Origin of the sequence: Pleurocapsa sp. CCALA 161, assembly GCF_003003995.1 — a bacterium.
In the GTDB taxonomy this organism is placed as follows: Bacteria; Cyanobacteriota; Cyanobacteriia; order Cyanobacteriales; family Xenococcaceae; genus Waterburya.
This window is the reverse complement of the sequence record NZ_PVWF01000001.1, coordinates 128,178-139,867: the sequence shown is the minus strand read 5'-3', so window position 1 is coordinate 139,867 and position 11,690 is coordinate 128,178. Positions and strand designations below refer to the sequence as shown.

Sequence of the window (11,690 nt, the reverse complement as noted above, 5' to 3'; positions counted from 1 at the left end):
TACTACCTACTACCTACTACCTACTACCTACTACCTACTACCTACTACCTACTACCTACTACCTACTACCTACTACCTAAAAACCAATCAAGGTCCTTTCATGAATTAAATAAAACTACTACATTTGCGATCGCTCAAAATAATTAAGTTTTTAATATAAATAATATGCCTAATTCTCTCCAGCTTAATTCTGAATACCGTTGTTTTGATGGCACTGTTGCCTATTACTCCCACCAGTCAGCTACCTGTAACTGCCCGATGAATTTTGCAGTCTATCTTCCTCCCCAGACAAAGTATCACTCTGTGCCAATTCTTTACTACTTATCGGGTTTAACCTGTAACGAGGAGAACTTTATCACCAAAGCTGGCGCACAGCAATATGCTGCAAAATTGGGTATTATGCTGGTTGCACCCGATACTAGTCCTCGTAATACGGGCATTCCTGGAGAAGATGAGACGTGGGATCTTGGTAGTGGTGCGGGTTTTTATGTCGATGCTACAGAAAACCCTTGGCAGAAACATTACCAAATGTATAGTTACATCACTCAAGAATTACCAGCTTTAATTGCGCAAAATTTCCCTGTTAAACCAGACAAACAAAGCATTTTTGGTCATTCCATGGGAGGACATGGAGCGTTAATTTGCGCCCTGAAAAATCCGCAGCAGTATCTATCTGTGTCCGCTTTTGCACCTATAGCAGCACCAACCAAATGTCCTTGGGGAGAGAAACTATTTACAACTTACTTAGGTACAGATCGGCAAAAATGGACGAAATATGATGCGAGTGAATTAGTCAAACATACTCAGCTAAACTCCACAATCTTAATCGATCAGGGAACTGAAGATCAGTTTTATCAACAGCAACAATTATTGCCCGAAAATTTTGAGCAAGCCTGTCAACAAGTCGGACAAAAATTAAAATTACGCTGGCAACAGGGATACGATCACAGCTACTTTACCATTAGTAGTTTTATAAAGGATCATATGCAGCATCATGCTGTTTATTTAACTAATTAAATTAATCATCAGTTGATTTAGAACCAGAAAATTTTTAAATTGGCTGCTATTTTCAATAAATTCTGATGTCTAAATTTATCACTTTCAAACCAATTGGGACGATTTTACAAGAAGCCGATCTAATTACTACACCACAACTAGAAGTAGCCTTAAGAGATCAAGCTTATTATGAAGATATGCGCCTGGGCGAAATACTAGCTCTTAGAGGGTGGATCAAGCAAAACACTGCCGACTTCTTTGTTCAAGAGTGGTTTAAACTAGTTAACCAAAGAAGAGAACATCCCATTGGTTTTTACTTAAACAAGGCAGGGTTACTGAGCGAATCAGATATTCAAAAAATACTTAAAGAGCAACATGCAAATTCCTTGCGTTTTGGCGATGCTGCTATTAAACAGGGATTGCTTAAGCCCAATACAGTTCAATTTTTCTTGCAAAATTTATTTCCGTCGCAACTTTATAATAGTCGTCAAATCTCTCAAGAAAATGAAAAATCACCAGATAAAATTACTAAAGATGATATTACCTATTGGGTAACTATGAGTTCTGCCCACGTAACTCGTTTATAGGTAATGATTGTGAGCAGATACTCTCTAAATACCTGTTTTTACTGGTTACACTTCTTTAAAATCAGAGTCACTATCTTGATTTTGATCTGTTTTGATGACTTCGGTAGTCACATTAATCTCAGTAGTAGTTACTTCAATAATGTTAAATCGATCTGTATCTCGATTATTCGATTGACGATCAGACTCTGCTTCCAATACTTCAGCAACTTCTACTGTTTCTAAAGAATCAAGTGCTGATTTAGGTTGGGTAGATTTTGCTGTTGCTGGGGGAGTGATTTCAGGTGTTGGTTCAACTTTTTGAGTTGTATTTGTAGCTGTATCTTTTTCTTTTTCTTCGTTAGCAACTGTTGTGGATGAATCCTCAGTTTGTACGTCTGGTTGAACATTTTCTTGAGGCTGAGGATGAGGATGAGGAGTATCTTTGGTTGCTGATTGGTTTTCGGCTGGCTTAGAAACTTCGGGTAACTTATTTGGTAGCGGTAAAGGTTCAGTTTCTACTGGTGATACTTGACTGTTAGGGGCATCTTTTATAGCTGAGGTTGTTTTTTCTGCTGCCTCAACTACAGATTCATCATTTGCAACATTGGCTTCATTAGTAATAAAACTATCAGCAGCTTGAACTTTTTTAGTGCCTTCTTCAGAAATATTGGCAGGAGTTTCAGGAATGACAATATTCTGTTCTGTCACCTTGGGCTTAGGTGCTTTAGCCACAGGTGGGGTAGATGGCTGAACTTGAGGCTTTTTGCGCTTGAGTAAACCGTTAATGCCTTGGAGAATTGAGAAATTGTTGGTTTCCGCCCCTTGTGCTGGATATGCGATCGCGCGCCTCAATTTAATCGTTTGCCAACTTGAGGAGACGATTAAAACTGTAGCAGCAGCCTGACCTAAAAGAACTGCCCCAGTAATATTGCGGGCGCAGTACCACAGCACTAAAGCATAAAACAATCCTACTGTACTCCAGAGAAAATCATCCTTACGGTGGATCTCAGACATCAAAAAAGCGGTTGAAAACAGTACGAGACTGCTGATGGCTACGGCGATCGCTAAGGCGTATGACAGCATTTTCCAAACTCCATTGATTGCTCTATATATTCTGCGACATGAACAGGATATTTTGTATTAATTTCCATAATTATCTCAACAAAACACTGTAGAAAAAAACTAACTCAGGAACTAGTCACCAATAACCAAGCAAAAATATATCTCAATGAATAGTTTAAAATATCTTCAGCAAGAGACAATAAAACTAAAAGTAAACAAAAGCTCTCCCTCAATTAGATTGAGAGTTAATCAATAATAATTGTATGCAAATTTATCTAGATCATAGTGCCACGACCAAACCTCGTCCTGAAGCAATCTTGGCGGCTCAAGCTGTGTTTGTAGAGCAATGGGGAAATCCTTCGAGTCTTCACGATTGGGGACAGCGATCGGCAACAGTTCTAGAAACAGCCAGAATACAGGTAGCAGGATTAGTTAATGCTTCTAACCCTGAAGCGATAGTTTTCACCTCTGGAGGCACAGAAGCTAATAATCTAGCGATTATGGGAGTAGCTAGACGTTACAGTACGCCACAACATATGATTATTTCTAGCGTTGAACATTCGGCGATTAATGAGCCTGCTAGGCTTTTGGAGCAATGGGGATGGAAAGTAACCAAACTGCCTGTCAATCGCTACGGTAGGGTTAATCCTTTGGACTTACAGGCATCCCTGCAACCCAATACAGTTTTAGTTTCAATCATTTATGGACAAAGTGAGGTGGGAACGCTGCAACCAATCGAAAAACTGGCAGCTATCACTAGAGAACATGGCGCTCTCTTTCATACTGATGCAGTGCAGGTAGCAGGGCGTTTACCTGTTGATGTCCATCAACTAGGGATAGATTTATTATCCCTCTCTGCTCATAAACTATATGGAATCCAAGGAGCAGGTGCTTTATATATCCGTGAGGGAATTACGCTGATACCTTTATTTGGCGGAGGAGGACAGGAAGCCAACCTGCGCTCAGGAACTCAGGCGTTACCTGCGATCGCTGCATTGGGTGTAGCAGCAGAGTTGGCAGCAGCAGAGATGCAAACGGAAGTCTTTCGTCTGATTACCCTGCGCGATCGCCTTTTTGATCTGATGGCAGACTATCCTTGTTTAGAGACTACAGGGGATCGAATCTATCGTCTTCCCCATCATGTTAGTTTTATTTTAAGCGATCGCTTTGCTACCAGAGCCAAAGATATTACGGGAAAAACTATTGTTAGACAGCTAAATCAAGCAGGCATCGGTATCAGTGCGGGTTCAGCTTGTCATAGTGGCAAATTAAATCCTAGTCCCGTTTTAACGGCAATGGGTTACAGTTCATCAGCAGCCAAGCGAGGAATTCGTTTAACCTTGGGGAAAGATACTACAGAGGCTGATATAGACTGGACAGCAATGGTTTTAAAACAGGTTATCTGTCGTTTGATGCCTCCATTAGTATGCTGTAGTTAAGCTTTTAGTTATTAATAATTTATGTATTTATATGTATTTATATGTATTTATAAACTTTTCAGAATGTTTTTGCGGGGGTTGAACTGCTCTAACGATCTGAGCTTTTCATACAGTTCTTTTTCTTCCTCAGTAATTTCTTTGGGGGTGAAAATCTGGATTTCTACTAGCTGATCGCCTCTATTGCCTAACTTATCAAAATAGCCTTTATTAGCCAAGCGCAATCTTTGACCTGAACGTACTCCATTAGGTACGCTCACCTTAACTAAACCATCAATCGTCGGCACTTCGATCGCACTACCTAAAATTGCTTCGGTGGGAGTAACGGGAACTTGGCAATAAATATTTTCTCCCTGGATTTCAAAGAAAGGATGACGCGCCACAGTAATTTTGAGATATAGATCACCTGCTTCAATCCCCTGTCCCTTTAGACGAATACGTTGCCCATTAATCATTTTTTCTGGCATCTCAACCTCCAAAGATCTGCCATCTTCCAAACGAATCTTTCTTTTGCCTCCCCGATAGGCTTCATCTAAACCCAAGGTGAGTTTTGCTTCAATGTCACGGCTAGCAGGACGAGAATTAACTACTCTGGTTCTTTTCGTTGTGCCTGGGCGAAAGTCTTCGCTTTCTACTCGACTGCGATCGCGATTGGTCGCATTTGCTTTAGTCTCCGCGCCATTATTACGCCCAAAATTACCCAAACCAGTTTTATTAATAAACTTTTTACGATTAATGGATTGGTCGTATTGAACCCGTCTAGTTTGATCGGACAGAATTTCGTAGGCTTCATTAATGTCCTTAAACTTTTCTTCGGCGGCTTTATTACCCAGATTGCGATCTGGGTGGTACTTGATGGCTAAGGTACGATACGCTTTTTTAATTTCACTACTAGAGGCGTTTTTGGTCACGCCCAGCATTTCATAATAATTACCCACTTCCTGCATATTTCAGTTATTGGTTGATTGTTGATTATGGGTTATTTGTTACCAGACGTTAGCACCGTTAGAACCACTCATCGTCTTCATCATCCCAGTCATTGCTGTAAGAATCGCTGCGGGCAGAATTGCGACTATTATAGGGGTCTTGGGGAGGATAGTTATCGCGACTACCCGTCTGGGAGTCAACGCGACCTGGAGGCGTTCCTCTGCGGGGTGGAGAAGAGGCTGGATTACTATAGGGAGCGTAAGGATTGTCGTTATAACCAGGGCGAGGAGCAGGATTATCGTAGCCTTTATTATTTCGATTGCTGCGATCGCTATATCCCCCAGAATCGCGACGGGATTGACTATCGTAATCGTCATAACCATTATTTAGATTATCATTGTAGCTAGGACGACGAGAGGGATTATCGTAGTATCCATCTCCATAACTATCATTGCCGTATCCTCCAGCGGTACGACCTACATCTCGGCTAGGAGGATAACCATAGCCACTGCCTTGATCGGAATAACCGCCATAATAGTCTGTTTGACGGGGATCATAGGAATAGTCTTCCGTATACTTATCGTCATCATCTCCTAAGAAAGTTTTTTTAATTGCGCCGAAAAAATCATCATCATCCTCGTCGTCATATTGCAGTCTAATTTCACGATTTAGCTCATATAAAGTATCCTGCAAATCTCCTTCAGCGCGATCTAAACTTCTTTCATCATCTTGTTCGAGACTTTTAAGAATTTCTTCACACAGAACATCAATACGACGGCGATAATAGCTGGCAAACTGACTACCGAAGTCGAGGGTTACTTCTTTGAGTTTGCGTTGTGCCTGATCCGTTAAAGCTTTGGCACGGTTACGTTTTTCGATGCGCTCTCTTCTGGCGCGGTCTTCTTCGGCAAATTTATCCGCTTCACTAATCATACGGTTAATTTCAGCCTCGCTCAAGGTTGAAGCACCTGAAACGGTAATACCCTGTTCTCTACCAGTGGTTTTATCTCTGGCTGTTACCTGCAAGATCCCGTTCGCATCAATATCAAACGATACTTGAATCTGGGGAACACCCCTGGGGGCAGGAGGAATACCCGTCAGTTTAAACCGACCTAAAGATTTATTGCCGTTTGCCATTTCCCGTTCACCCTGAAGGGCATGAATTTCCACGACGGTTTGATTATTTTCCCCTGTAGAGAAGACATCCGAACGGCGCACGGGAATAGTAGTATTACGAGGCAGCAGTTTTTTCATCACTCCGCCAATGGTTTCTAGCCCTAAAGACAAAGGAGTCACATCTAACAGCAAGATGTCTTTAACCTCGTTAGTCATGATGCCTGACTGAATCGCTGCGCCAATTGCCACTACTTCATCAGGATTGACGTTTTGATTGGGTTCGAGGTCAATATAACTACGCACCAGATCCTGCACCATGGGTATGCGAGTTGAACCCCCCACCAGCACCACTTCATCAATATCCATCGGGCTTAATCCAGCATCAGCAATTGCCCGCTTGAGAGGACGGCGTAGACGACTGACTAAATCGCCACACAGTTCTTCAAATTTAGGGCGATTAAGCTGGATTTCAATATGCTTTGGCCCATCGACCGTGGCGGTGATAAAGGGAAGATTGATTTCCGTAACGGAGAGACTAGATAGCTCGATCTTAGCTTTTTCCGCTGCTTCGGTTAGTCTTTGCAATGCTTGGCGATCGCTTTTTCTCAGGTCAACTCCTTCTTGTTTGAGAAATTCTTCGGCCAACCAGTCCACAATCCGACGGTCAAAATCATTCCCCCCTAGTTGTGTATCCCCACTGGTGGATCTAACTTCAAACACTCCATCGCCAATATCCAGGATTGAGACATCAAAAGTACCGCCACCTAAATCAAATACCATGATCGTTTGAGGACGACGTTGATCGAGTCCATAGGCTAACGCTGCTGCGGTAGGTTCGTTGATAATCCGCAATACGTCTAATCCAGCAATACGTCCTGCATCTCTCGTCGCCTGACGTTGAGAATCATTAAAGTAGGCAGGTACGGTAATTACTGCACCAGTGATGGTTTCGCCTAGATAACGCTCCGCCTCCTCCGCCAGCTTGCGTAAAATCATTGCCGAGACTTCTTCTGGGGCAAATTCTTTTTTGAGCTTAGGGCAGCGAATTTTAATATTGCCCAATTCGTCTCGCTTAATGGTGTAGGGAACTCGCTTCGATTCTGGCTGTAGTTCGGTATATTGACGACCAACAAATCTTTTAACACCGTAGAAAGTATTTTCTGGATTTAAGACACTTTGCCGTCTGGCTAGTTGCCCAACGACTAATTCTCCATCTTTGTTAAAGCCAACTACAGAGGGGGTAGTTCGCATTCCTTCTGAATTGGCAATTACCGTAGGTTTTCCCCCCTCCATTACCGCCACTACGGAGTTAGTTGTTCCTAAATCGATGCCGACTACTTTGCCCATATCTGTAATAGTCTCCTAGAATCGTTCCCCAAAATATATATACTACGTGGTTTTAATTTGCTTTGGCAGCTTAACACCATAGATCAGCTTTTAATTCCCTCTAGTTTACTTTAATAAATATAGAGGTTGAGAGTTAGTAGTCAAGATAATCAAGATAATACTTGTGGGCGTTGCTGATTGAATGTATGAAACTCCTGATCATACTATTTAGAGCTTAGAACTTAGAGCTTAAAACTAGCTAATTTAAACACAAGTTAATTCACATCAGACGTAAAATTATGATTTACTTAGATTCGGCTATTTTAGAAGAAGCCCAAGCAGCAGTGGCAATGGGTTGGGTGAAAGGAATTACCACTAATCCCACTTTATTACAAAAAAGCCCTCTGCCACCCAAAGAATGTCTTCAGCAACTTTCAGCCATCTGTCCTGGAGAACTATACTACCAACTCTGTGCTAACGACTTTGACAGTATGATCCAGGAAGGATATCAAGCTGCGGAGATAGTCGGCGATCGCTTGGTCTTAAAAATTCCTGCTACTGAGATGGGTTTTCGGGTAACGGCTCGTTTGGCTTCAGAAATTGCCTGTTCGGTAACGGCGATCTATAGTCCAGCCCAAGCTGCGATCGCTTCAGAAGCAGGAGCTAAATATGCGATCGCCTATGTTAACCGCGCCACCAGATTATTAGGGGATGGTTTAGGGCTAGTGCAGTCGATGGCTAACGTGCTGAAAAACAGCAAAACAGAAATTTTAGCAGCCAGTATTAAGTCTTCCCAGGAGGCAGCAGCAACCCTACAGGCAGGAGCGCATCATCTCACTGTCCCTATGAATATTTTACAGGCAATGACAACTCATGAGCTATCAACCAAAACCATAGCTGAGTTTGCTGATCGAGGACGAGGAATTTCTATGACTTAACCGCAGGAATAAGTACAGTAGAGATATCTTCAAACATCTGCTCAATGCGATCCCCTGTCTTTGCCGAAGTTGTATAAACCCCGATCACTCTGGGGAAATTATTCAACTGGTAATTTTCTACTAATTTGGCTAGTTTTTCGGGCGGAATTAGATCGGCTTTGTTTAAAGCTACAGCTACTTGTCCGTGGGGATTAATTTCCAAAAATAGCCGAAGGTGCTGAGTGAGATTGTTTAAGGTATCAGAGCGACTTAGATCGCCAACAATGATAGAACCGCTAGCCCCTTTAAGATAACTGGGGGCAATAGATTTGAATTTGGTATTGCCTTCAAGATCCCAAATTAGAAGATTGATTTGGTGTGTTTCTATCTCAGTTTTTACCTCTACCAATTTGCGGGATACCTTTACTCCTACGGTAGATAGATAGCGATCGCTAAATTTGTCTTCGATAAAACGGCGTACTAAACTGGTTTTACCGACACTAAAATCTCCTAGTAAACAAATTTTTTGGGTAATTGTAGACATGAATAGAGTATACGGTATTTATTTATAGTTCGAGGGAATGAATGGTTTAAAGCCAACATATCGTTTTAACCAGTTTGGTCTACGAGGATCTTGCTGGTTAGCTGAACGGATCGAATTACAGTTATTTATTAGTCTAGTTGCCAGAATTCCTCTGGCGATTAAAGCAGTTTTGACACTTTGACAACGCTTGTGATTCAGCTTGTAGTTAATAATAGAAGAACCGATAGTGTCATTGGAGGCAACTAGCTGCAAATGCAGTTGAGGATGTTGTTGCAGAAGTTGTTTAACAGCATTAATTTTAGCAAAATTATCGACAAAATCTAGCTCGCTCGAACCTGATTTAAAATAAATTCGCTGTTTGACAATCGGTAATTGCTCGCTGATATTAAACACAATCTGTTCAATTCCAGGTATCTGCTTAAATGCTTGACCAATGCTTTGGCGAGTAGATTCATCTCGCACCAATCCATTAATATTTAAAGTCTTGGGTTGATAACTAGTCTGAATAGATACCTGGGGCTGTTGATTAAATAAATTTGTCAATCTTTGAATCTCTCCTGTCACCAAATTAGGACTAACAGGAACATTAATTATTACAATCTGATTATCAATCTCAAGTTGATTTTGCTCAGCAATTGCTTGCAAGATAGTTTCGGCGCGATCGCGCAAATATTTATCGGGTACTCTCCCCTTTACAATCAATTTACCCTGCTTGACTGTAGGATCTAAACGATATACTGATAACTCTGGCGCAGCGTCTAGTTGAATGACGCTAGCTTGCTCAATGCGGTGGGCAATTCTGGCACGATAGCTACTTATCCCCCAAGGAACAAAAACTAGACCAAGAACAAAAATTAGCAGCCACAAAATGGGAGAAGACGATTTTTGCGGTTTGTTTTGATTGGTTTGGGTTAACCGCTCTAGTTTAGTTTTGATGCCGAGGGGAACATCTGCTAAATTACCATTAAAATTTTGAATCGCCTTGTCATGTTCGATGACTATTTCCCCCAAAACTTGGCGCGTTTTAGTAATAAATGCTCTGGGTGGTTCTCCTGCAACTATCACCGCCAAATAGCAATAGCCAGCCACTTCAAGCAGAATTTGCCAATCACCATAGTCGACTAAATCTAATTCCGAACCAGAAGCAATACAGTCATTAGCAAAGCTGCGAATTGCCGTCAACATCCCCGCCAGCATCTCAGAGTCGAGGTGTCTTTCGCCAGGAATCTGTATTTCCTGAATTATCAGTCCAGAGTCTTTATCGATCAAAAATATTGCTCGAACACGGTATCCTACCGACTCTTGAAAAATTAGTTCCGCCTCGGAAATTCCCTGTACTTTGGCGCGAAACTTACGTTTAATACCTTCAGGACTAAGAGTTCTCTCAATTTTACTGTTAATATCCTGTACTACTTCCACCATGTATTTAGAAATAGTACTGCCGATCACAGGGTAGAGAGCATCGACCATCGCATCCCTTTCAGATTCGATCTGAGCCTTGATTGCTTTGCCCATCTCTGGGCCTAAAGTCTTAGGGATAGCATCTGCGTCCAAGAGGATCTGTTCTCTAATTGAGAGGGCAATTTCTGGCGCGATCGCTCTGGCAATGGATAAAGGGTTAAGTCGGATTTCATCTTCAATCGCTGCGGGCAGAATTCTAGCGATCGCTGAGGCCATTTTGGGCGAATCTTCCAGAGTCCGCTCGGCAATTAAACGGTCTAATACGGGTCTGACTGTCTCAATTATGCCCTCGCGTGAATTATCCTGCTTAAACTCTAGTAATCCCACAATCAAAGGAATCAAGCTATTAACCGTATCGGCTAAATCTTCAGGGATTGCCTTTTCTGCCTCGATTTCTTGCGCCTCTTCAATTGCTGTCAGCGCCAGTAGTTTGGCTGCCTCCTCAGATTTACTCTTCTGCTCTGTCTCCATTTCTTTTGGGTTTATGCAGTCTGATTCAAGAAAATTTAAATCTGGTTGAGCTGATCTTGATAAATTGGAATTTGGTTTGAATAGTGACTCTGAATCGGGATTAGGCAAAGTCTCTTCATCCACTAAAATTTCAATCAGATCTTTAATCTGTTCTAAGTCAGCTGAATTTAACTTTTTGTGGTTAGATAAATCTGACAGATTGTGGCAATCTTCATTCATAGACAGTTTTTAAAGCATTCCGACTTTCGCAAATTAAGTCTTAAATTTTTATCATCACAAGATTATTTTGACTTAATCTTAGCTGCTAATTATAAATCAAGAGCTTAGGCTTATTTGCAACTAAATTTCAACCACTTAATAATCTTGATGAATTTACTGTAGGGAAACTAATTCACACTAGAGATAAAAGATTAACAATTAATTAATAGGCAATTCTACAGTTTGAAACCAATATGCCAAAAAAGTATTGACTAATTGATTTAAACGGTGGACATTCATCGGCTTAATAATGTAACCACTAACCCCCTGGCGATAGCAAGCTTCAATATCTTGAGGATTAGAAGAAGTGGAAAAGATAACCACAGGGATTTTTTGTAGATCTTGATCGTTTTTCAAGGCGGTTAACACTTCTCGACCATCAGTGCCTGGTAAATTGAGATCTAAAACAATCAAAGCAGGACGAAGATAGCTAATGTCGGCGTATTTTCCTTCACAATAGAGAAAATCTAGCGCATCTTCACCATCTTCACAGCGATATACAGGATGAGAAATTTTAGCTTTATTCATCATTCGGGTTAAAGCTGCAAAATCTTCATCGCTATCTTCAATAATTAATAATGCTTGTTGCTGATTTTCGTTCATTTAAAAA

At 41.3% G+C, this 11,690-nt stretch carries 10 protein-coding genes; 4 read left to right on the top strand and 6 right to left on the bottom strand.

The annotated features are described in order from the left end of the window. Nucleotides 1-165: 165 nt before the first annotated feature. Nucleotides 166-1,017 carry an S-formylglutathione hydrolase gene (gene fghA / locus C7B62_RS00620; RefSeq protein ID WP_106232664.1) on the top strand — a complete coding sequence of 284 codons (852 nt, stop codon included), beginning with the start codon at nucleotides 166-168 and terminating at the stop codon, nucleotides 1,015-1,017. Nucleotides 1,018-1,082: 65 nt separating this feature from the next. Next, nucleotides 1,083-1,583, top strand: coding sequence for a hypothetical protein (locus tag C7B62_RS00615; RefSeq protein WP_106232663.1), 501 nt, complete (start codon nucleotides 1,083-1,085; stop codon nucleotides 1,581-1,583). 45 nt (nucleotides 1,584-1,628) lie between these two features. On the opposite strand, the gene C7B62_RS00610 is transcribed toward C7B62_RS00615, so the two are convergent. Further along, entirely contained in the window at nucleotides 1,629-2,645 is a 1,017-nt protein-coding gene (locus C7B62_RS00610; RefSeq protein ID WP_106232662.1) for a Ycf66 family protein, read from the bottom strand. A gap of 242 nt (nucleotides 2,646-2,887) precedes the next feature. Here C7B62_RS00610 and C7B62_RS00605 point away from each other — a divergent pair, with 242 nt between their 5' ends. Next, nucleotides 2,888-4,063: a cysteine desulfurase family protein gene (locus C7B62_RS00605; protein ID WP_106232661.1), complete on the top strand. Its 1,176-nt coding sequence runs from the start codon at nucleotides 2,888-2,890 to the stop codon at nucleotides 4,061-4,063. Nucleotides 4,064-4,110: 47 nt separating this feature from the next. Here the strand turns inward: C7B62_RS00605 and C7B62_RS00600 are convergent, their stop codons facing one another. Then, complete coding sequence (locus tag C7B62_RS00600; protein ID WP_106232660.1) at nucleotides 4,111-5,007, bottom strand: DnaJ C-terminal domain-containing protein; 897 nt, start codon at nucleotides 5,005-5,007, stop codon at nucleotides 4,111-4,113. Between the two features lie 58 nt (nucleotides 5,008-5,065). Further along, nucleotides 5,066-7,450 carry a molecular chaperone DnaK gene (gene dnaK / locus C7B62_RS00595; RefSeq protein ID WP_106232659.1) on the bottom strand — a complete coding sequence of 795 codons (2,385 nt, stop codon included), beginning with the start codon at nucleotides 7,448-7,450 and terminating at the stop codon, nucleotides 5,066-5,068. Nucleotides 7,451-7,728: 278 nt separating this feature from the next. Between dnaK and C7B62_RS00590 the strand changes: the two genes are divergently transcribed. Then, nucleotides 7,729-8,367: a transaldolase family protein gene (locus C7B62_RS00590; protein ID WP_106232658.1), complete on the top strand. Its 639-nt coding sequence runs from the start codon at nucleotides 7,729-7,731 to the stop codon at nucleotides 8,365-8,367. Here C7B62_RS00590 and C7B62_RS00585 read toward each other — a convergent pair. The 3 genes from C7B62_RS00585 to C7B62_RS00575 form a co-directional block, all read right to left on the bottom strand. Continuing rightward, the gene (locus C7B62_RS00585; RefSeq protein ID WP_106232657.1) at nucleotides 8,357-8,890 is read right to left on the bottom strand and encodes a Rab family GTPase; all 534 of its coding nucleotides are present in this window, start codon (nucleotides 8,888-8,890) and stop codon (nucleotides 8,357-8,359) included. The two genes, C7B62_RS00590 and C7B62_RS00585, sit on opposite strands and share 11 nt — an antisense overlap. Before the next feature lie 18 nt (nucleotides 8,891-8,908). After that, the gene (locus tag C7B62_RS00580) at nucleotides 8,909-11,041 is read right to left on the bottom strand and encodes a flagellar motor protein MotB (protein WP_106232656.1); all 2,133 of its coding nucleotides are present in this window, start codon (nucleotides 11,039-11,041) and stop codon (nucleotides 8,909-8,911) included. 198 nt (nucleotides 11,042-11,239) lie between these two features. Beyond that, nucleotides 11,240-11,683, bottom strand: a complete 444-nt coding sequence (locus C7B62_RS00575) for a response regulator (protein WP_106232655.1) — start codon at nucleotides 11,681-11,683, stop codon at nucleotides 11,240-11,242. Nucleotides 11,684-11,690: the final 7 nt, after the last annotated feature.

What these genes read in the sequence shown, in the direction of transcription:
- C7B62_RS00590 (WP_106232658.1), top strand. Translation starts at nt 7,729, where the DNA reads ATGATTTACTTAGATTCGGCTATTTTAGAAGAAGCCCAAGCAGCAGTG.
- C7B62_RS00600 (WP_106232660.1), bottom strand. Translation starts at nt 5,007, where the DNA reads ATGCAGGAAGTGGGTAATTATTATGAAATGCTGGGCGTGACCAAAAAC.
- C7B62_RS00605 (WP_106232661.1), top strand. Translation starts at nt 2,888, where the DNA reads ATGCAAATTTATCTAGATCATAGTGCCACGACCAAACCTCGTCCTGAA.
- fghA (WP_106232664.1), top strand. Translation starts at nt 166, where the DNA reads ATGCCTAATTCTCTCCAGCTTAATTCTGAATACCGTTGTTTTGATGGC.
- C7B62_RS00610 (WP_106232662.1), bottom strand. Translation starts at nt 2,645, where the DNA reads ATGCTGTCATACGCCTTAGCGATCGCCGTAGCCATCAGCAGTCTCGTA.
- C7B62_RS00585 (WP_106232657.1), bottom strand. Translation starts at nt 8,890, where the DNA reads ATGTCTACAATTACCCAAAAAATTTGTTTACTAGGAGATTTTAGTGTC.
- C7B62_RS00575 (WP_106232655.1), bottom strand. Translation starts at nt 11,683, where the DNA reads ATGAACGAAAATCAGCAACAAGCATTATTAATTATTGAAGATAGCGAT.
- C7B62_RS00615 (WP_106232663.1), top strand. Translation starts at nt 1,083, where the DNA reads ATGTCTAAATTTATCACTTTCAAACCAATTGGGACGATTTTACAAGAA.
- C7B62_RS00580 (WP_106232656.1), bottom strand. Translation starts at nt 11,041, where the DNA reads ATGAATGAAGATTGCCACAATCTGTCAGATTTATCTAACCACAAAAAG.
- dnaK (WP_106232659.1), bottom strand. Translation starts at nt 7,450, where the DNA reads ATGGGCAAAGTAGTCGGCATCGATTTAGGAACAACTAACTCCGTAGTG.